General features: G+C 63.6%; 17 protein-coding genes. 6 read left to right on the top strand and 11 right to left on the bottom strand.

Annotation, left to right across the window (positions count from 1 at the left end; all coding sequences use genetic code 11):
- The first annotated feature begins 1 nt into the window (after window position 1).
- Entirely contained in the window at window positions 2-1,939 is a 1,938-nt protein-coding gene (locus LSG43_RS07395; protein WP_231802550.1) for an acetoacetate--CoA ligase, read from the top strand.
- A 2-nt stretch (window positions 1,940-1,941) separates the two neighbouring features.
- On the opposite strand, the gene LSG43_RS07390 is transcribed toward LSG43_RS07395, so the two are convergent.
- The 5 genes from LSG43_RS07390 to LSG43_RS07370 form a co-directional block, all read right to left on the bottom strand.
- Entirely contained in the window at window positions 1,942-3,561 is a 1,620-nt protein-coding gene (locus LSG43_RS07390) for an ABC transporter ATP-binding protein (protein ID WP_231802548.1), read from the bottom strand.
- On the bottom strand, window positions 3,554-4,510 hold the full coding sequence (locus tag LSG43_RS07385) for an ABC transporter permease (RefSeq protein WP_439652008.1): 957 nt from the start codon (window positions 4,508-4,510) through the stop codon (window positions 3,554-3,556). Before LSG43_RS07385 ends, LSG43_RS07390 begins: the two co-directional genes overlap by 8 nt.
- 1 nt (window position 4,511) lies before the next feature.
- Window positions 4,512-5,426: an ABC transporter permease gene (locus LSG43_RS07380; RefSeq protein WP_231802546.1), complete on the bottom strand. Its 915-nt coding sequence runs from the start codon at window positions 5,424-5,426 to the stop codon at window positions 4,512-4,514.
- 72 nt (window positions 5,427-5,498) lie between these two features.
- Window positions 5,499-7,004, bottom strand: a complete 1,506-nt coding sequence (locus LSG43_RS07375) for an ABC transporter substrate-binding protein (protein ID WP_231802544.1) — start codon at window positions 7,002-7,004, stop codon at window positions 5,499-5,501.
- An 89-nt stretch (window positions 7,005-7,093) separates the two neighbouring features.
- A complete protein-coding gene (locus LSG43_RS07370; protein WP_231802542.1) occupies window positions 7,094-7,999 on the bottom strand; it encodes a DMT family transporter in 906 nt (301 codons plus the stop codon).
- Window positions 8,000-8,253: 254 nt separating this feature from the next.
- Here LSG43_RS07370 and LSG43_RS07365 point away from each other — a divergent pair, with 254 nt between their 5' ends.
- Genes LSG43_RS07365 through LSG43_RS07350 form a run of 4 tightly spaced genes read left to right on the top strand, consistent with a single transcriptional unit; the run spans window position 8,254 to window position 12,431 of the window.
- A complete protein-coding gene (locus LSG43_RS07365) occupies window positions 8,254-9,432 on the top strand; it encodes a sialidase family protein (RefSeq protein WP_231802540.1) in 1,179 nt (392 codons plus the stop codon).
- On the top strand, window positions 9,429-10,379 hold the full coding sequence (gene pdxA / locus LSG43_RS07360; protein WP_231802538.1) for a 4-hydroxythreonine-4-phosphate dehydrogenase PdxA: 951 nt from the start codon (window positions 9,429-9,431) through the stop codon (window positions 10,377-10,379). The genes LSG43_RS07365 and pdxA overlap by 4 nt, the downstream gene beginning before the upstream one ends.
- The gene (locus LSG43_RS07355) at window positions 10,376-11,293 is read left to right on the top strand and encodes a dihydrodipicolinate synthase family protein (RefSeq protein ID WP_231802536.1); all 918 of its coding nucleotides are present in this window, start codon (window positions 10,376-10,378) and stop codon (window positions 11,291-11,293) included. The genes pdxA and LSG43_RS07355 overlap by 4 nt, the downstream gene beginning before the upstream one ends.
- A 13-nt stretch (window positions 11,294-11,306) precedes the next feature.
- Entirely contained in the window at window positions 11,307-12,431 is a 1,125-nt protein-coding gene (locus LSG43_RS07350) for an iron-containing alcohol dehydrogenase (RefSeq protein WP_231802534.1), read from the top strand.
- Here LSG43_RS07350 and LSG43_RS07345 read toward each other — a convergent pair.
- The 6 genes from LSG43_RS07345 to LSG43_RS07320 form a co-directional block, all read right to left on the bottom strand.
- Window positions 12,428-13,150, bottom strand: a complete 723-nt coding sequence (locus LSG43_RS07345; protein WP_231802532.1) for a FadR/GntR family transcriptional regulator — start codon at window positions 13,148-13,150, stop codon at window positions 12,428-12,430. The genes LSG43_RS07350 and LSG43_RS07345 overlap by 4 nt on opposite strands.
- Before the next feature lie 15 nt (window positions 13,151-13,165).
- A complete protein-coding gene (locus LSG43_RS07340) occupies window positions 13,166-14,203 on the bottom strand; it encodes a four-carbon acid sugar kinase family protein (protein ID WP_231802530.1) in 1,038 nt (345 codons plus the stop codon).
- 265 nt (window positions 14,204-14,468) lie between these two features.
- Complete coding sequence (locus LSG43_RS07335) at window positions 14,469-15,512, bottom strand: LacI family DNA-binding transcriptional regulator (RefSeq protein ID WP_231802528.1); 1,044 nt, start codon at window positions 15,510-15,512, stop codon at window positions 14,469-14,471.
- Between the two features lie 38 nt (window positions 15,513-15,550).
- The gene (locus LSG43_RS07330; protein WP_231802526.1) at window positions 15,551-17,047 is read right to left on the bottom strand and encodes a tripartite tricarboxylate transporter permease; all 1,497 of its coding nucleotides are present in this window, start codon (window positions 17,045-17,047) and stop codon (window positions 15,551-15,553) included.
- Window positions 17,048-17,057: 10 nt separating this feature from the next.
- Complete coding sequence (locus LSG43_RS07325) at window positions 17,058-17,477, bottom strand: tripartite tricarboxylate transporter TctB family protein (protein WP_231802524.1); 420 nt, start codon at window positions 17,475-17,477, stop codon at window positions 17,058-17,060.
- A gap of 66 nt (window positions 17,478-17,543) precedes the next feature.
- Window positions 17,544-18,590, bottom strand: coding sequence for a Bug family tripartite tricarboxylate transporter substrate binding protein (locus LSG43_RS07320; RefSeq protein WP_231802522.1), 1,047 nt, complete (start codon window positions 18,588-18,590; stop codon window positions 17,544-17,546).
- 226 nt (window positions 18,591-18,816) lie between these two features.
- Between LSG43_RS07320 and araD the strand changes: the two genes are divergently transcribed.
- Window positions 18,817-20,559 carry an L-arabinonate dehydratase gene (araD, locus tag LSG43_RS07315; protein WP_231802520.1) on the top strand — a complete coding sequence of 581 codons (1,743 nt, stop codon included), beginning with the start codon at window positions 18,817-18,819 and terminating at the stop codon, window positions 20,557-20,559.

Genomic DNA, 20,559 nt, shown 5'->3' with positions numbered 1-20,559 from the left:
AATGAACGATATCCTCTGGAAGCCCAGCGACACCGTCATCCGCGCCACCGCCCTATGGGGTTTTGCCAACAAGACCCGCCCGCTTCACGGGGCGGCGCCCGAAAACTATCCGGCGCTGCTCGACTGGTCGATCAAGGACCCCGACACCTTCTACGGCGCGCTCTGGGACGAACTCGGCATCATCGGCGACAAGGGCGATGCGGCCTTCGTCCCCGGCCAAACCATCCGCGACGCGCAGTTCTACCCCGGCGCGAAGCTCAACTACGCGGAGAACCTTCTCCAGCGCCGCGACGACAGCCCCGCCATCATTGCCCATCGCGACGACGGCACGCGCCGCACCATAAGCTGGGGCGGGCTTTACGATGCCGTTTCGCAACTCATCGGCGTCTTGCGTGCCGAGGGCGTTGGCCGTGGCGACCGCGTCGCGGCCATCGTTACCCATGATATCGAAGCCATCGTCGGTTATCTCGCGACCTCGGCCATCGGCGCGATCTGGGCCTCATGCTCACCCGATTTCGGACCCGCCGGCGCCTCGGACCGGCTATGCCAGATCGACCCCAAGGTGCTGATCGCCGTTCCGGGCTATTCCTATGCCGGCAAGGCCGTCGACGTAGCGCCCGCGATCCGCGCCGTCGCTGAAGGCTCGGACCTTTCGCGCATCATCACCGTCGGGGACGTACCCGAGACCTTGGCGGGATTGCCCGCGGTATCGTGGGACGACGCGCTGGGCGCCCACGCGCCGCAGGAGATCGCCTTCGAACGCATGGCGTTTTCCGCGCCGCTCGTCATCCTCTTTTCCTCCGGCACCACCGGCAAACCCAAATGCATCGTCCACTCGGCGGCGGGGCTTCTCATCCAGCACAAAAAGGAGCTGGCGCTTCATTGCGATATCCGTGCCAACGAGCGCTTCTTCTATTTCACCACATGCGGCTGGATGATGTGGAACTGGCAGGTCTCGGGCCTGTCGCTCGGCGCGACGCTCGTCACCTATGACGGCAACCCGTGCTATCCCGAAGCCGACCGCCTCCTCGACGTCATCGACGCCGAGGACATCGCGATTTTCGGCACCAGCGCGAAATATATCGACTCTTGCGCCAAGGCCGGTCTCAAACCGGGCCAGAGCCACAAACTCGAGACGCTGCGTCTGATCCTCTCGACGGGTTCGCCGCTGATCCCGGCGAGCTTCGACTATATTTATCGCGACTGGAAGTCGAACGTGCATCTCGCCTCGATCTCGGGCGGCACCGACATCTGCGGGTGTTTCCTCGGCGGCAACCCGATACTGCCGGTGCACCGCGGCGAGCTCCAATGCGCGCTCCTGGGGATGGACGTCGATACGCTGGACGACGATGGCAACCCGGTTGCCGGCGTCCCCGGCGAATTCGTCTGCCGCAGTGCGCATCTCTCCATGCCGCTCGGATTCTGGGGCGATGAGGACGGCAGCCGCTATACCGACGCCTATTTCTCCCGCTTCCCCGGGGTCTGGGCGCATGGGGATTTCGTCGAGAAGCGTCCTTCGGGCGGCTTCATCATCCACGGGCGGTCCGACACAACGCTCAACCCCGGCGGCGTGCGCATCGGCACCGCGGAGATCTACCGTCAGGTCGAAACGCTGGACGCCATCGAGGAGGCCGTGGCCGTCGGCCAGGACATCGACGGCGACCAGCGCGTGATCCTCTTCGTCAAGATGCGCGAAGGCCTGCTGCTCGACGAAACGATGGAAAAGGAAATCCGCAGCCGCATCCGCAAGGGCGCGAGCCCGCGGCATGTGCCCGCGCGGATCATCGCCGTGCCTGCGATCCCGCGCACCCGCTCGGGCAAGATCTCGGAGATCGCCGTGCGCGACACGATCCACGGGCGGCCGGTCAAGAACACCACCGCGCTTGCCAACCCCGAAAGCCTCGACGCCTATCGCGATCTCCCGCAATTGCAGGATTAGGCCTATACGGCCGCCTGCAGCCGTTGGCGCCGCCGCTCTGCCTGCACATCAGGGTCGGGATCGAGGCCGGCTGCAAGCAGCGCCTGGGTGTAGGCCTCTCTGGGCCGGTTGAAGATCTGCTCGGCGGTCCCGCTTTCGACGATATGGCCGCGCTGCATGACAATGACGTCGTCCGCGAAGTCGCGTACCACGGGCAGATCGTGAGCAATGAAGAGGAAGGCGATCCCCAGTTCGTCGCGCAGGCGCCCGAGGAGCGCGATCACCTGTGCCTGGATCGAGACGTCGAGCGCCGACACGGCCTCATCACAGACGATCAGCTCGGGTTCGAGCGCGAGGGCTCGGGCGATGGCGATGCGCTGGCGCTGGCCGCCTGAGAACTGGTGCGGGTAACGTTTGGCGTGCTCGGGCCTCAGACCGACCTGCACGAGCAGTTCCTCGACCCGCTCTTTCCACCGCGGCTTGGGGAGGAGGTCGCGATGGATGGCCCAGGCTTCGGAGATGAGCTCGAACACCGACATGCGCGGGTTGAGCGACTGCGTCGGATCCTGGAAGACCATCTGCATCTGCCGCCGCAGGCCGAACAGCTCTTTGGACGGCATGTCGAAAAGGTTGCGGCCCTTCCAGAAGGCTTCGCCGCCCGTGGGCGCCTCGAGTTGCAGGATGGTGCGCGCGAGGGTCGACTTGCCCGACCCGCTTTCACCCACGACGGCTATGGTCTGCCCGGCGTGGAGCTTGAAGCTTGCGTTTTCGAGCGCGGTGAAATCGCCATAGGTCTTGGAAACGTTACGGGCTTCGAGCAGAACCGGGCGCTCCGATCCGCCCGATCGCATGTCGCCCTTGCCGGGCGCCGCGGCGATCAGCTTGCGCGTATAGGCGTGTTGCGGGTTGTGGTAGACCTCATGCGCCGTCCCCTCCTCGACGATCTCACCGGCATTCATCACCACCACGCGGTCGGCGATTTCGGCAACGACACCGAGATCGTGGGTGATGAGCAGCAGCCCCATGCCGGTTTCCGCCTGCAGCTCCTTCAAAAGCGCCAGCACTTCGGCCTGCACGGTCACATCGAGCGCCGTTGTCGGTTCGTCCGCGATCAGGATGTCGGGTTTGAGCGCGAGCGCCATGGCGATCATGAGCCGCTGGCGCTGTCCGCCGGAGAATTGATGGGGGTATTTCTCGAGCGCCGCGTCGGGATCGGGGATGCCGACGCGCGCGACGAGCTCGCGCGCCCGCTTGCGCGCCTCGTCGCGGGAGCGGCCATGCGCGGTCATCGTTTCCATGATCTGCCAGCCAACGCGATAGACCGGATTGAGGTGGCTCAACGGGTCCTGAAAGATCATCGAGATGCGCTTGCCGTTGAGCTTGCGGTGCTCCTCGGCGCTGATCGCGAGAAGATCGCGGTCCTCGAACAGTATCGAGCCGCTGACGATCTCGCCGGGCGGGATATCGATCAGGTTCATGATCGCCGAGGCGGAGACCGATTTTCCCGAGCCGCTTTCCCCCAAAATGGCGAGGGTTTCGCCCTTATCGAGATGCCAGCTTACGTTCTTGACCGCATCGACCGCGCCGGCGGCCGTGTGGAAGCGCACGGAAAGGTCCCGGACCTCGAGAAGATGATCAGCCATTGGATGTCTCCCCGGCCTTGTCGGATTTGGTGCGCCCTTCGAGCCGCCAGCGCTGCATCGGATCAAGCGCGATGCGCATCCAGTTCGAGAGGAGGTTGAGCGAAAGCGTCGTGAGGATGATCGCCAGCCCCGGCCAGAAGGCCAGCCACCAGGCGCTCGTAAGGTAGGGCCGCCCCTGGCTGACCATCAGCCCCCAGGTGATGTCGGGAGGCTGAATGCCGATGCCGAGGAACGAGAGCGAGGATTCGGCGAGCATAACGAAAGCGAAGTCGAGCGTCGCGATGGTGATGAGCGTCGGCGCCACAACCGGCAGGATGTGCCGGAAGATGATGCGCAGATGGGAGGCTCCCATCACCTTGGCGGCCTGCACGAACATGCGTTCGCGAATCTCAAGCACCTCGGCGCGGGTCGTGCGCAGATAGACGGGGATACGGGTGATCGCGAGCACGATGATCAGATTGGTGACCGAGGGCGGCAGGATGTAGAGCACGATCACCGCCAGAAGCAGCGAGGGGAAGCTCATGATCACGTCCGCGAGGCGCATGATCACCTGGCTGATGGTCTTGCCCGCATAACCGGCGATGAGGCCCAGGGTCGCGCCGACGGTCATCGAGAAGACGACCGCGCCTGCAGCGACCATCATCGTGTTCTGGGCCGCGACGACGATGCGCGCCAGAAGCGGACGCCCCAGCGCATCGGCACCTAGAACGAACAGCCAGCCGCGCTCGAACGCGAATGGCGGCGCGTTGCGGCCGCGCAGGTTCTGCGCAGTGGCCGCGTCGCCCAGAAGAGCCGGACCGAACAGCGCACACAGTACGACGATGACGAGGAAGATGGCGGCGACCAGTGCGAACCTGTCGCGCGTGAGCATCTTCGCCAGCCGCATGACGGCGCCGGGCTCGGATGTCTTTACGGGTTCGCTGGTGGGCAGGGTTTCGCTCATGGCCATATCAATACCTGATGCGCGGATCGAGGGCGGCGTAGGCCATGTCGATCAGGAGGTTCATGATGAAAATTGCGATGGCGGTCACCATGATCGCGGCGAGCACGACGTTGAAATCGCGCTGGAGGATGGAGTCGATCATGAGTTTGCCGACGCCGGGGAACCCGAAAATGGTCTCGACGATGACCGCGCCGTTGAGCAAGGCGGCGGCCTGATCGCCCATGACGGTGATGACGGGCAGCATGGCGTTGCGCAGGGTGTGCACGAAGATAATGGGCGTGTTTTTGACGCCCTTGGCGCGGGCGGTCTTCACATAGGCCGAGGAGAGCGCGGTGATCATCGACCCGCGCACGACCTGCACGATCAATCCAAAGGGGCGGATGAAGAGGACACCGACGGGCAGGATCCAGTGCCATACCGAGCCGGTGCCGGACGTTGGGACCCAGCCGAGCGTTACAGCGAAGATGACGATCGCGACAATAGCGATCCAGAAGTCCGGTGCCGAAGCACCGATGAGCGAAAGGAGCGAAGCAAAGCGGTCGAAGAACCCGCCGGCCCTGAACGCCGCGAGCGAGCCGACAATGATCGCGGAGATGGTCACCAGCGTCATGGTGATGAGCGCCAGGCGCAGGGTCCAGGTGAAGGCCTCGAGCACAACCCCGATTGCCGGCCGGGCGCGGCGGACGGAATCGCCGAAATCGAGGTGCAGCACGTCCCAGACATAACGGCCGAATTGTTCTAGGATCGGGTCGTCGTATCCGTGCAGCGCGCGGAACTGGTCCTTCATTTCCTGCGTGGCGTCGATGGGCAGGAAGAGGTTGGTCGGATCCCCGGTCAACCGCGAAAGGAAAAAGACGAGCACGATCAGCCCGACAAGCGAGAGGAAGCTGGCCAGTGTGCGTTGCCGGATCAGTTGGATCATCCCGTTTTCTCCTCAACCGGAGTGCGGAGGGCAGCCGCGCCGCCCTCCGCTTCGTCCTCAGGTCTATCTATCTCAGTTGAAGCTGATTTCGGAAAGCTGCAGCTGAGAGTTGGTCGCGATTGTCGGCGTCCACTCGATGCCTTCGTCCACGCGGGCAAAGCCGACCATGTGGAACAGCAGGACGTCAACGATGGCTTCGTCGTGGATGTAGGCGAAGAGCTCGGACCACAGCGCTTCACGCTCTTCACCCGAAGCGGCGGTCGCCTCTTCGATCAGCGAGTCGATACGCGGGTCGGACAGGCCCGACTGCGTGCCGTCGGTGTGGTACTTGAAGAACATCGAGAACACCGGATCGCCACGCGAATTGTCGTGCATCGCGCCGACGAGCTGCGGCAGACGGTCTTCGGGGAAGGGCTTGGAGTAGATGTTCTCGAACTCGGCCACTTCGTACATCTGCAGATCGACGTTGAACCCGACATCGGTCAGCATGGCCTGGATGGCTTCGTAGACCTCGGTCGCGTTGGGGTAGTTGTTGGTGCGGCCGACGATCTGGATCTGCTGATCGACGTCGACGCCGTCGGCACGGGCTTCTTCAAGCAGCTCGCGGGCACGGTCGGGATTGTAGTCCCAGACCTCGATCTCGTCGTTCCAACCCAGCGTCGTGGGCGGAACCATGGCGACGGCCGGCTCGGTGCCCTGCGGCAGGAGCGTACCGACGAAAGCTTCGCGGTCGATGGCGAGGTTGAGCGCTTCACGCACGCGAATGTCGCTCAGCGGCTCCATCGAATGGTCGAGGCGCAGATAAAGGGTTTCGGAGTTCGGATAAGCGAAGTTCTTGTCCGCCGTCCGGCCCTCGATTTCCGACACGGTCGGCGCGATATCGGCCTCGCCCGCTTCCACCATGGCCGCACGTACGGCAGATTCGCTGCGCACCACATAGGTCGCCTCGGTCACTTCCGGGGCCTCGCCCCAATAGTCGTCGCGGCGGGTCAATGTAATGTTCTGGCCCACATTCCATTCCGAAAGGACGTAGGGGCCGGTACCAACGGGCTCGCGCACGAATTCAACCGGCGTTTCGGAGGGGACCATCGTCACGAGCGTCATCAGAAGCGGCAGGATGGGCTGGGCCGGATCGGACGTGATGTCGATGGTGTGATCATCGACGACATTGAACGAAAGCTCCATGCCGGCGAAATAGCGCGGGGTCTCGCAGCTGATCTGGTCGGAGAACGCCCGTTCGAACGAGTGCTGGACGTCCGCGGCGTCGAAGGCCGAGCCGTCCGAGAACGTCACGCCTTCGCGCAGGTGGAAGCGCCAGGTGCCATCGCCCATGTCTTCCCAGCTTTCGGCAAGACGCGGCATCAAACCGGCGTCGCCGCGTACGTCGAGCTCGGTCAGCGTTTCAGAGATGTTCTGCATGATCACGCGCCCGATATTCGAGCGTGTCGCCATGCAGGGCTCCATCAGATCGACTTCTTCATTGAGAACGATGGTGACGGCGGTATCGCTTTGCGCGAGCGCCGGCTGGACGCCCGTCGCGGCCAGCGCGGTGCCGACGAGCAACAACTTCCTAAGCATCACATAACCTCCCTTAGGTGCAGCGCAAGAATGGAGCGACATGCGGGCGGCGCTGCGGGCGCCCGGGTAGTCGGATATCGAAAAGCGGGTCAGAACGGCCATAGGCGGACCCTCAAGCGCGCAAGCCAGCCGCCACCGGCGGCAATCAGCGTGGCGCCGAAAATGACGGCGGCGCCGATCCATGTGAGGGGACCGGCAATTTCGCCGAACAAAATGAAAGCGAAGATGGCGACCGCCGGCAGGCGCAGGAAGTCGAGCGGCGCGAGGAACGAGGCATCGGCCATGCCGAGAGCCCGGGTGACAAAGGTCATGTTGAGCGCACCGAAAATGCCCTGGGCGACGAGCAGGCCGAGCTCGAAGAGCGTCGGGGTCGTCCAGACGGCGATCGCGGGGATCAGCGCCAGCGGGACGATGAGAATGAGATTCCAGGCCACCAGCGTATCGGTATTGTCCCGGGCCGACATCACCTTGAGCATCAGCTGCACGACGGCGGTGAGCGCGGCACCGGCAAGCGCGAAAAGGAGCGCCGGGGACACACCTTCAGAATTACCGGGCTGCAAGACGATCATGGCACCGGAAAAGCCGGCGATAACGGCGAAGACACGCGCGGCGCCCAGCCGTTCGCCCAGAAGCAGCCACGCGCCGAGGGTCAAAAAGATCGGCCCGGTGAAGACGATGGCGGTCGCATCGGCCAACGGCGCAGCGCCGAAGGCAATGAAAAAGCAAATGAGGCTCAAGAGTTTCAATCCGGCGCGCGCGACATGCATGAAGCGGTAATGCGAGCGCAGCATACCGGGGCGCGAGGCGATCCACGGCAGAACGAACAGAAGACCGAAGAAGCCGCGGAAGAATCCGATAACAAAGGGATGAACGCCGCCGGCGAGCAGACGCACGATGGCGGCATCGGCGGCGCTGAGTATCGCCGCGCCCGCCATGAGCGCCGCGGCCAGCATCAGCCGGCCCTGCCCGGGCATCTGTACCGTTCCTGCGCTCATGAGGTTGAACTCCCTTCCGACGCCTCCTCGCACCGTTGCGGCACTATGGTTCAGGCAGACCAATGTTGTCAACACGAACCCGCATCGGAAATCACCATTTACCCTCATACCTCCACTATGTCTTTGTTTTTAGGCCGATATTTTTTATCTCCTCAGCGCCATAGATGAACAAATTTCACACAACCAACTTGACAACTTTTTCTCGAACAGCAATTCTCCGACCCAATCGAGGTTCATAACAAGCGGAGGACGGCGTGACGCCCGAGGCGATCGAACAACAGATGGATGGGCAACTGCGGCGTGACGCGGAGAGCGGGATGCTGACGGCCGTCCTGCCCTCGCCGGTGGTTCAAAATCACGCCGCTTTTCTGGATTTTCTGCCGGACGGGCGCCTTGTTTGCGCGTGGTTCGGCGGCTCGCTCGAGGGGGCGTCGGACATCTCCATTTATGCCGCGACGCTCGACCCGCAGGGGGACCGCTGGAGCCCGGCTCACAAGCTTACCGACGATCCGGAACGGTCCGAGCAGAACCCGGTGATCTTTGCTGCGCCGGACGGTGGGTTGCGCTTGTTCAATACGGCGCAGCCACATGGCAACCAGGATGAATGCCTGCTGCGCGAGCGCGCGCTCGTCGTATCGGGCAATGCGCTTTCGACCGGCCCGGCACGCGCGCTCGACGTGCCGCTGGGGAGTTTCGTGCGCGCCCGCGTTACGGTTCGTGACGACGGCGCGTGGATGCTCCCCCTCTTCCGCTGCATTTCTCGGCCGGGACAGCGCTGGACGGGCAGTCACGACACGGCGGCGATCGCCGTGAGCACGGATGCCGGAGCGTCATGGGCAGTCGAGGAGGTGCCCGATTCCATCGGATCGGTGCACATGACGATCGTTCCGGCTGGGAACGGGACGCTGGCGGCGTTCTACCGCAGGCGACAGGCGGATTTCGTCCACCGCTCGGAAAGCGGTGATGGCGGGCGGAGCTGGTCCGCGCCCGCGCCGACAGATGTGCCGAACAACAACTCCTCGATCAATGTGATCTCGCTCGCGGACGGACGCATCGCAATGGTGTGCAATCCAACATCCGCCGCAACGTCGAGCGACCGGCGGCAATCGCTTTATGACGAACTCGAGGTCGCCGACGACCGCCCGGACGCCGAGGGCGGCTGCGATCCCGTCTGGGGCGTGCCGCGCGCACCGGTGACACTGTGCGTTTCCGAGGACGGAGGCAGAACCTTCCCCGTCAGGAGGATCATCGAGGACGGCGAAGGCACATGCCTTTCGAACAACTCGGTCGACGGACGGAACAAGGAAATGTCCTATCCTTATATGGTGCAGGGCGCGGACGGGGATATCCATGTCGCCTATACCTATCATCGGCGCGCCATCAAATATGTGCGCCTTCCCCTAAGCTGGATCGACGGAGGCGCGGGCGCGTGAGCGGGATTATCGGAATTACCATGGGCGATCCGGCGGGCGTCGGACCGGAGGTCACCGTCAAGGCGGTGGCCGAAATGACGCCGGAGGACCGCGCGAACACACGGATCTTCGGCAACCGCCCGACGCTGGATGCCGCATGCAAGGCGGCCGGGGTCGCGCTCGATCTCGATCCGTTGGTCATCGATCTGCCGCTCGAAGGCGCTCCCCTGCCCTGGGGCAAGCTCGACGCCAAGGCGGGCGATGCCGCGTTTCGGTTCATCGAAGCCGCGGTCCGCGCGGCGGAAAAAGGCGAGATCGGCTGCATCGTCACCGCGCCGATCAACAAGGAAGCCCTCAACGCCGCCGGTCACCACTATGACGGGCATACGGGGATGCTGACGGCGCTGACCGGATCGAAGTCGGCCTTCATGCTGCTGGCCTCGGACCGGCTCAAGGTGATCCACGTCTCGACGCATGTTTCGCTCAAGGACGCGATTGGCCGGGCGACGCCCGAACGCATCCTCGCGACGATCGAGGCCGGGCACGAGCACCTCAAACGCATCGGCATCGAGAAGCCGCGCATTGCGGTCGCGGGGATCAATCCCCATTGCGGCGAGAACGGGCTATTTGGCACGGAGGACGACGAGAACATCGTCCCAGCGGTCAAGGCCGCACAGGAGAAAGGCATCGACGCGCAGGGGCCGATTTCCGCCGATACGGTCTATCACCGCGCCTATTCGGGCGCGTTCGACCTCGTCGTCGCGCAGTACCACGACCAGGGGCACATCCCGATCAAGCTGGTTGCCTTCGACACGGCGGTCAATGTTTCGGTCGGTCTGCCCATCGACCGGACTTCGGTCGATCACGGCACCGCCTTCGACATCGCCGGAACCGGCAAGGCCAACCACGTCAACATGAATGCCGCCATCGCCTATGCGCGCCGGCTGGTGAGCGAGAACGCCGCATGACAAACCAGACCCCAGCCATTTCCGGCGTTTTCAGCGCCGCAGCGACACCCTTGACCGCCGAGGACACGCCGGACCATGCGGCATTTGCCGTCCACTGCAAGGCGCTGCTTGAAGAAGGCTGCGACGGCATTGCGCTATTGGGCACGACGGGGGAGGCCAATTCCTTCGGCATCGCCGAACGCATGGACATTCTCGACAAGGTCATCGAGGCGGGCGTCTCGCCGGACGTGCTCCTGCCCGGAACGGGGCACACGAGCGCACAGGACACCATTGCGCTCACCCGGCATGCTGCCGAGGCGGGCGTCCAGGGCGTCGTCCTGCTTCCGCCGTTCTATTACAAGGGCGTCAGCGATGAGGGACTTTTTCGCGCCTACGCCAAGGTGATCGAAGGCGTCGGCCGGGACGATCTCAAGATCATCCTTTACCACATCCCCCCAATCGCCAACGTGCCGCTCTCGCACGACCTGATCGCACGGCTCATCGAAGCCTTCCCCGGCATCGTCGTGGGCGTCAAGGACAGTTCGGGCAAGCTCGAAAGCATGACCGAGACCGCCAAAGCGTTCCCCGGCTTTTCAGTCCTTGCCGGTGCCGATCCCTTCATGCTGCCGCTGCTGCGCGCGGGCGGCGCGGGGTGTATCACCTCGAGTTCGAACCTCATTGCGCCGGACTTGCGTTTCGTCTTCGACAATTGGGACAAGCCGGAGATGGCCGATGCCGTCGAGGCGGCGCAAACGCGCATCGACACCTGGCGCAATCTCACCAACGCCTATGTCCAGCTTCCAACCGTCAAGGCCATGCTTGCGCGGCGCCGCAAACACCAGGGCTGGCTGCGTGTCCGTCCGCCGCTCGTCGAGCTGACGCCGGACGAATGCGAAATCGTCTGGGCGCAGATGGCCCAGCTTGAATCCCAGTAGAAAGGACCGCGCTATGGACGGCATGGCACGCGCCATAACCCTTCACCAGCCCAAGCGCCTAGAAATCGGCGCGGGCGCGTCCGAACGCCTGGGAGAATGGGCCGCTGATTTCGACACCGTGCTCGTTTTTGCGACCGAGCATACCGATCGCTACGTGGATCGGCTCAAGCTCACCGGTAAGGTCACGGTCTTTTCCGATCTCCCGCCCGAGCCCGGCATTGCGGCGCTCGAGGCCGCGCTCGAAGCGGCCCGTGACGCGCGCCCGCAGCTCATTGTCGGGCTTGGCGGCGGTTCGGTTCTCGACATCGCCAAGCTCGCTGCCGTCCTGTGGGACAGCAATCAGACACTCGCCGACGTCGTGGGACCAAACAAGGTCAGTGGCCGCAACACGGCGCTCGCGCAGGTGCCGACGACCGCGGGGACCGGCTCGGAAGCCGGCATCCGTGCGCTCGTCACCGATCCGGACACCCTCGCCAAACTCGCTGTCGAGAGCACGCATATGCTCGCGGATCTGGTGATCCTCGACCCGGAACTCACATATTCGGTGCCCCCGGCGGTGACGGCTGCGACGGGGATCGATGCGATGGCCCATTGCGTGGAAGCGTTCACCAACATCAAGGCCCATGACCTTGTCGACGCCTATGCGCGCATGGGGCTGGCCTTTGTTGGCAAATACCTCGCACGCGCAGTCGAGGATGGCACGGATACAGAAGCCCGGGCGGGAATGATGCTCGCGTCCTATTATGGCGGGGTGTGCCTCGGCCCGGTCAACACGGCCGCCGGACACGCCCTCTCCTATCCGCTCGGCACACGGCTGAAGCTCCCCCACGGGCTGGCGAACGCCATCATCTTCCCGCATGTTCTTGCCTACAACACGCCAGCGCGCCCGGAGAAAACCGGCGAAGTGCTGTCCTTTCTCGGGCTCGACGCCGCGGAGGATGCCGAAGGCGTGTTCGAGGCCGCATACGGGTTCTGCAAGGCGCTCGGGGTCGAGATGGCGCTGGGCTCGCACGGGGCCGACGCGGCCGACCTGCCCGACTGGGCCAGGGAAGCGCACGCCATTCGTCGGCTGATGGACAACAATCCGCGCGAGATGAGCGTCGACGACGTGTTGGGGATTTACAAAGCGGCCTATTAAGGCCGCTTGTCCTCGGTGCCCTCGAACAGCCGGTCGCGCGAGCCGATCAAGTGCTCGCGCATGCGCTGGCGCGCGGCGTCTGCGTCACCTGCCTTGATGGCATTATAGATCGCGTCGTGCTCGGCAAAGGCGTGCTGCAGGCCGCCCGAGGTCATCTTGAGCGAGATGCCGTGGAACTGCATGCCGACTGCAATGTGGTCCTTGAGCGCTTCCATGGCGGTCGCGAAATACTGGTTGCGTGAGGCTTGGGCGATGGCGAGGTGGAAACCGAAGTCGGCGTCCTCGCGGTGCCGGTGCTGGCTTGTCGCATCGCGCAGCAGATCGAGCGCGGACTTTATCGCAGCGAGCGCGTCGGCGTCGTGGCGCAGTGCCGCGCCGGCGGCGGCTTCAGGCTCCAGGGTCAGCCGGAATTCGTAGCACTGGCGCAGATCTCCGAGGTTCTCGAGCTGCCCGAAGCCGAGCGGCTCCCTGACGCCGAGATTGCGCACAAAACTGCCCGAGCCGCGCCGCGAGTAGATCAGCCCCTGATCGCGCAAGCGCTGCAGCGCGTCGCGAACCACCGGGCGCGATACCTGGAACTCGGATGCAAGTTCATGCTCCGTCGGCAGGCGTTCGTCGGCCTCGTATGCTCCCGACTTAATCGCACGCAGCAGCTTCTCGAAAACGAAGTCGCCAAGGCGTTTCCGGTTCGCGATCGGCTGAACGTCATCCAGTGCCATCTTTGCTCCTACCCGTTACACCGTGCCTGGCACGGCGGCGCCATACCTCCGGGCAACCTCAGCCAACGCGTCGGCCGCTCCAAATCCGCCCGACTTGCTGATCACGGTCAAACCGCCGGCGCGCGACACCGGCAGGCCGTCGACGATCTCCCCCAGAACGTCCAGAACGCCGATCCCCAGCGCACCCAGAACCGTTTCCGCGGTCGCGCCGCCCGAGATGAGCGCGCCGTCATACCCTTCAAAGCATTTCTGGTTCAAGCTTTGGGCGAGTGCAAGGGCCACGTCCTGCTCGGCGGCGACCGCTTCGCCGGGGACCGCCTGAAGAATCGTCAACCGGGCGTCTGCGGGCGTTGTGTCCGTGGCGAGTTTTCCGTTAGGAGCCGCAAGGTACTGCAGATCGGCGTGACGTTGTACGAGAACATCGATCTGGGCCAGCGTGATCGGATCGCGCGAACCGATCACCATCACGAGCTTCCGTCCGAGATTCGTCACCTGCCGTGACACCGCGCCGGTCATCGACTGCGCCAGCGCGGCCGCGAGCCCGCGTGCGCCGACAAGCACCGCCGTTTCGGGACGTCCGAGCACCGCCTCCCGCATGGCCTCGGCCGATGGCGTATCCGGTATGTCGCTGCGTGACGCGGCCGCGCCGAGCTTTCGCGCGATCTCTATCGGCTCGGCGACGCCGAAACCGGTCAACTTTCCGTCGATTACGGTGCGGCCGAACTCGGGAATTCCCGGCAGAACGGCAAACCGCACGGCGCCGAAGGCCGAAAGTTCGGCTTCGAGATTACCCTTGAGGCGCGAGTCTATCTTCTTGAACAGTCTCGCGTTCTGCGGCAGGGCATCGAGTACCCGCACCACCCTCCGGCGCGCCTCGTCGGGAGGAATTTCGCGGCTCGCGGTGTTGACGGCCACCACATCGGGCCGATGCGCCAAGGCTTGATCGAGATGATCGATCGTCACCGCGACGGCGGTCCGCAGTCCACGGCCCGCAAACGGCGCCGCGGCGTCGAGCGCTCCGGTCAGATCGTCTGCAACAATAGCGAGAAGCATGGGCACGCACTGGAGTTTACATCTTTACAACAACCTGCCCCAGCGGTGGGAGGATATCAAGTGGCATCGGGCAGCCGGCAAGGCTTTTCCGGTGTCGTTCAGGAACGTCTCCCGGCGTTCGGAGTGCCTGCTGTTGTGCAGGTCGAATTCGGCAAGGGGCCCCGTGCCAACGGCCGCCATTGTACGCGGCCCAAGCGCCGGGCGATTTTACCGCGCGCACACGATCGTCAGTTTTTTCAATAGCGCCTGAAAGAACAGGCCGGCCTCAGCACGACGCGCGTCTGACGATCTCGAATCCGATATCGAACACGTCGCGCTCCGGACGCCGTCCCGCGAACCGCTCGAGTAGAGCGTCGGCCGCGGCGCGTCCAAGCTCCTGGCGGTCCACCCTGATCGTCGATATGGCGGGATCGGTGTGGGGGGCGAAGTCCTGATCGCCGAAACCCAGAACGGCTACGTCTTCGGGCACCCTCAAACCCCGCGCCCTGGCCTCGATGATCACGCCGTGAGCCAGAAGATCCGAACTGCAAAAGATGGCGCCGTCCGAAAATGCGTGCGTCTCCAGGAGTTGCCGGAGGCCCAGGCGCCCGTTCGCAAGGCTGGCGGGCGCCGGAAAATCCAATTGGATTGCCGCCGCGCCGGTGCGCTGGGCAAACCGGTCGGAAAACGCCCTCATACGCCGCTGTGCCCTCTCGTCGCCGGCCGAAACGACCGCCGCGCTCCGGTATCCCTGGTCGGCAATGAAATCGGCAGCCGCGCGTCCGGCTCCGGAATGGGAGAAGCCAACGCATACATCGATCGGGGAATCCGTCACGTCCCAGACTTCGACGACCGGTGTCCCCGCGCCCAGCAGCATCTTGCGGGTTCTGGCGGAATGGTGGATGCCGGTCAGAAGCACAGCGTCCGGCCTGCGCGTAAGGTGGGCGGCGACGAGCTTTTCCTCTTCTTCGGGCAGGAACCCCGTCTCGGAAAGGAGCACTTCATATCCGCTGCTGCGGATGCGCGCGTTGAATGTCTGGATGAACGAAGAATAGACGATGTTGGTGATCGAGGGCACGAAGGCGGAGATCAGCATCGAGCGCTGGGATGCCAGCGCCCCGGCGATGGCGTTGGGCACAAAGCCGGTAACGTCGATCGCATCGCGGATTTTCTGCAACGTTTCGGCGGACACTTTTGACGGATCGGAAAGCGCGCGCGAGACCGTAACCTGCGAGACGCCGGCCAGCCGGCCGACATCCGCCATGGTGACACCGCTATGCTGTTTTTTCCGGCGTCTGGCCTGGCCGGTCGTATGGTCGGGAATACTCATCACGCCCATCTTTTACACCGGCCGGGCTAATGCAAGACCTAACCATCCTGCGTGCCATTCTTACCGGCGCGGATGGCCAGCACGATCGACATCGCCAGCGATCCTATGATCAGAACCCACAACGCAGCCGCGATCCAGCTCTTGGTGAAAAAGATCGTGTAGTCGCCGAACGACTCCAGGCTTTTGACGAAATAGACTTCGGCGGACGGCCCGAGGATGAAGCCGATGATGAAGGGCGCGAGTTCGAGCCGCAGCTTGACCGCCAGCCATCCGAAAAGACCGAAGATCAGCAGCGTCCAGACGTCGAACATGATGCCGTAATTGATCGTATATGACCCTATCACGCACATCATCAGGATGAGCGGGAAAAGGATGTGCTTGGGCACGGTGACGAGCAGCGCAAAATACCGGATCGCAAAATACATCATCGCAAACATGGCGATGTTGGCGATCAGCATCGCAAAGATCATGGCATCCCAGGTCACCGGATTGTTGGTGATAAAGAGCGGCCCCACCTGGATGCCCTGCAGCGTGAACGCCCCGATCAGGATGGCGGTCGTCGAGTCGCCCGGTATGCCGAGCGAGAGTAGCGGAACGAGCGCGCCGCCCGTCAGCCCGTTATTGCCCGATTCCGAGGCAACCACGCCCGCGGGCTCGCCTTTGCCGAATTTCTCCGGCGTTTTCGAGAAGGTCTTGGCGTAGGAGTATGAAAGCAGTGAGGCCGCCGAACCGCCAACACCGGGCAGCATGCCGACAAACGTCCCAATGCTCGAGGAGCGCAGCAGATTGGTAATCTGCCCGCCAAAGATCGAGAACGAAAACGTCGACCGCCTGCCGACATGGATGTCCTTGGCATCGAGCTCTTTGGGCATACCGAGTTCGGCCTGGGCGAGGATGGCCGTCAGACCGAAAATGCCGATCAGGACAGGCAGAAGGGAAAATCCGCTGTCGAGCCAGTATTCCGTCCCGGGTGGAACGAGCCGCAACTTGCCGTTGCCGCCATCGGAAATATCGTAGGTGCCGACGAGCGAGATGAAGACGCCCAAAACGCCCGAGAAGATGCCCAGGAGCATATCGGACGAGAGCGCGGCCAACACTGTAAGCGCGAAAAAGATGATGAGGAACTTCTCGACATAGGAGAACTTGATCGCAAAGCCCGCGAGCGGCGGGGCGAAAAAATAGAGCACCGCAAGGCTGAAGAGCCCGCCCACAAGCGATGCGACGATACCGATCCGCAGCGCTTTCTCGCCCTCCCCCTTTTTTGACATCGGATAGCCATCGAATGTCGTCGTCAGCGAACTTGGTGTCCCGGGTATCCCAAGAAGCACCGCTGGAACCAGACCGCCGGCGATCCCCCCTACGTAAAGCCCCAGCAGGAGCGCGAGCCCGTTTTCGAGCCCCAGCGGGAAGGTCAGGGGCAGCGACACCGCGACCGCCATCGTCGCGGTCATTCCGGGAATGGCGCCGAACATGATGCCGATAAAAGTGCCGGCAACGATCAGCATGAGAAAGAGCGGCGTGATGATCTCGAGCATTGGGCAGCCCCTATGGAAGCGTCAGGAAGAACGGGCCCGTAAAGAGCCACCAGACAAAGGCCGGGCCGGCAATCGCAATCGCCGTGAGCGCCGCGACCTGGCGCCAGGGCCGCTCGTGCATGAACAAGAGACCGGTCAAAAGGACGTACGGCCCCGAGCACAGCAGAAAGCCCATGCCGGTATTGGGCCAGATACGCCCGATCGGAACCATGAGGATGAAATAGAGAACGGTCAGTACGATCGTCCCGAAGAACCGGAGCTTGTCCATCGCCGCGAACACATCGCGCCAATACCGCCCGGCGCCCGCGATCCGGGCCCTGTCCCGCAAGAGGATGGCCAGCCCGAGCACGACAAGAAGCGCCCCGATGAGTGTCGGAAAATAGAGGTGTGAGGTTTCGAAATCGATCGATACCTGGGTCCACGCGCCCACGCTTTTTTCTCCTCTGCCGATTGGTGGACCGGCCCGCGATCCGGACGGGCCGGCCCCGCGCTGGTGCTACTCGGCCGAAATCTGCTCGATCACCTGCCCATAGGTGTCGCGCTTCTCGGTCAGATGCGCCCGGGCTTCTTCGGATGGCAGGAAGTTGGGAATAAAGAACGACGCCTTCTGGCGTTCCTGGATCTCTCCAGCCGCAAAGATTTCCGTCAACGCCGTGTCGATCTGGTCGATGATCGCCGGGTCCATGTCGGGATTGAACAGGAAGAAGAATTCCTTGTCGAAGGTGAAGTCCTCTGCCCCATCCAGCGTGACGCTGGTTTGCGGGCTGGCATACTGCAGGAGTTCGTCGCGCGACGTCCCGCCCATGCCCTCTGCCGGGGCTTGCTCGAGTGTGCCCGGACGGGCCGTGATCCACACAAAGCGCATGGCCGTCGCGTCGTCTTCGGGCAATTGCGTGAACTGCTCGTTGGCCTGGATCGACCCGTTAATCACATCGGCAAGATCGTCCCACATCGCCTGGTTCTTGTCCGATTGCGACCCCGTGTTGACCGGAACGATGTTGTCTTCCGACCCCGGCGACATGACGCTTGCCGCGTTCTTCATCGCCGAGAACCCGATTTCCGAAACGCCACCCGGCTGGATGGCGACACGGACGCGCTCCCCATTGGCCGCTGCCGTAAAGATATCCTCCATCGACTGGTAGGGCGAATCGGCGGGCACGAGGTAGGCATTGCCCGGATTGATCGCGACGGTCGGCCCGACAACATAGTTGGCAAAAGGATCTTCGTAACCCTGCACGCCATAGAGATGCCCAAGGTACGACTGGTCATGGAAGATCATGATCGTCGATCCGCTACTGTCGCGCTCGAGGGCCTTGAAGGCCTCGGTCGCGCCCACGGCATCGACGCGAATGTTGATGCCCAGATGTTCGCCTAGGGCCTCGGCGACGATCGAGGAGTTCTGATAGGTGTCGCCCCCCGTCGAGGTCGATCCGATCACCATCCGAACATTGCCCGGCAGTTCCTGAGCACTCAGGGCTACCGGTGTTGCCAGGATCGCGATTGCACTCGTCGCGGCGAGAAAAGTCCTGCGCTTTATCGTCATAGGGTCCTCCCGACAGCCTCAAGGTGGCTGCCCTCAATGTGAATGTCACCGGCACGGCTGCGTGCCGTACTGCGCTATGTTAGCGCATACATAAATGAACATCACATTATCCCCTACCTGTCAACCATACCTCGCATGCTGGGATTTTCTCGACAGAAACGCTTGACGCGCGGCGAATGTATACGCATACACTCTGGTCCAACCACATCCCATTTTGGAGGACGACATGGCCGATCGGCCCCGGCTCACCCCCGACAAGCTGAGAAGCGCGCGCTGGTTTGCGCCGGACGATCTGCGCAGCTTTGGCCACCGCTCGCGCATGATGCAACTCGGCTATGCCGAGGAGGAATTCGCAGGCAAGCCGGTCATCGGTGTGCTGAGCACGTGGTCCGAACTCAATTCCTGCCATTCCCACTTCCCCGAGCGGGTCAAGGACGTCAAGCGCGGGATTGCCCAGGCCGGTGGCTTCGGCGTGGAAATGCCGGTGCTCTCGGTTGACGAGTCTTTCAACAAGCCGACTTCAATGCTGTTTCGCAATCTGCTTGCGATGGAAACAGAAGAGGTCATCCGCGCGCATCCGCTCGATGGCGTCGTGCTGATGGGCGGGTGCGACAAGACCACACCGGGTCTCCTGATGGGCGCGATCTCCGCCGGGGTGCCCATGATCTACCTGCCCGCCGGGCCGATGCTGCGCGGCCACTTTGCCGGCCAGACGCTCGGTTCAGGGTCGGATGCCTGGAAATACTGGGACGAGCGGCGTGCCGGCGCGATCACCGAAGACCAATGGCGCGGGCTTCAGGGCGGCATTGCCCGCTCCGCCGGTACATGCATGACGATGGGCACCGCCTCCACCATGACCGCGATCGCCGATGCGCTTGGCCTGACCCTGCCCGGCGCCTCCTCCATTCCCGCCGTCGACTCCGGGCACCAGCGCATGGCGGCGGCCTGCGGGCGGCGCATCGTCGATATGGTCTGGGAAGACGTGAGGCCCGAGGAGATCGTAACGGATGCGGCGATCAGGAACGCGGCCACGGTCGCCATGGCGACGGGGTGCTCGACCAATGCCGTCGTCCACCTCATCGCCATCGCCCGCCGCGCCGGGATCGCATTGACGCTCGACGATCTTGACGCGCTCGGACGCACGACCCCGCTCATTGCCAATATCCGCCCGGCGGGCCAGACCTACCTGATGGAGGATTTCTTCTACGCGGGCGGCTTGCGGGCCTTGATGAAGCAACTCGAGGAGCGGCTCGACGTCACTTGCATGACCGTCGCAGGCGTCAGCCTCGGTGACGCCATTGCCGATGCGAAGGTCTTTGACGACGACGTTATCCGCCCGCTCTCGAACCCGGTCTATCACGAGGGCTCGCTCGCCGTGCTGCGCGGCAATCTGTGTCCCGATGGTGCAGTCATCAAACCCGCCGCCTGCGACCCCCGCCTCCACGTCCACGAGGGCCCCGCGCTGGTGTTCGACAGCTATCCCGAGATGAAGGCCGCCGTCGATGACGAAAATCTCGACGTCACCCCCGACCACGTCCTCGTCCTGCGCAACGCCGGCCCCCAGGGCGGCCCGGGCTTTCCCGAATGGGGCATGCTGCCCATCCCCAAGGCGCTGATCAAGAAAGGTCATCGCGATATGCTCCGGATATCGGATGCCCGCATGTCGGGCACGTCCTACGGTGCATGCGTCCTGCATGTCGCCCCCGAATCCTTTATCGGGGGGCCGCTCGCCCTCCTCCAGACCGGAGACATCATCCGTCTCGACCTGCCGAGTCGGCGGCTCGACATGGTCGTGTCCGAGGCGGAAATCGCGCGCCGCAGGGCCGCATGGAAACAGCCCGAACCGCGGTTCGAGCGCGGTTATGGCTACATGTTTTCCCGTCACATCACCCAGGCCGACAAGGGGTGCGATTTCGACTACCTCGAACGCGATTTCGGCCGCACCGCAGGCGAACCGGACATTTTTTGA

Source organism: Pelagibacterium xiamenense (assembly GCF_021166475.1).
GTDB lineage: Bacteria > Pseudomonadota > Alphaproteobacteria > Rhizobiales > Devosiaceae > Pelagibacterium > Pelagibacterium xiamenense.
The sequence above is the reverse complement of the archived record's forward strand: the minus strand, read 5'-3'. Positions and strand labels throughout refer to the sequence as shown.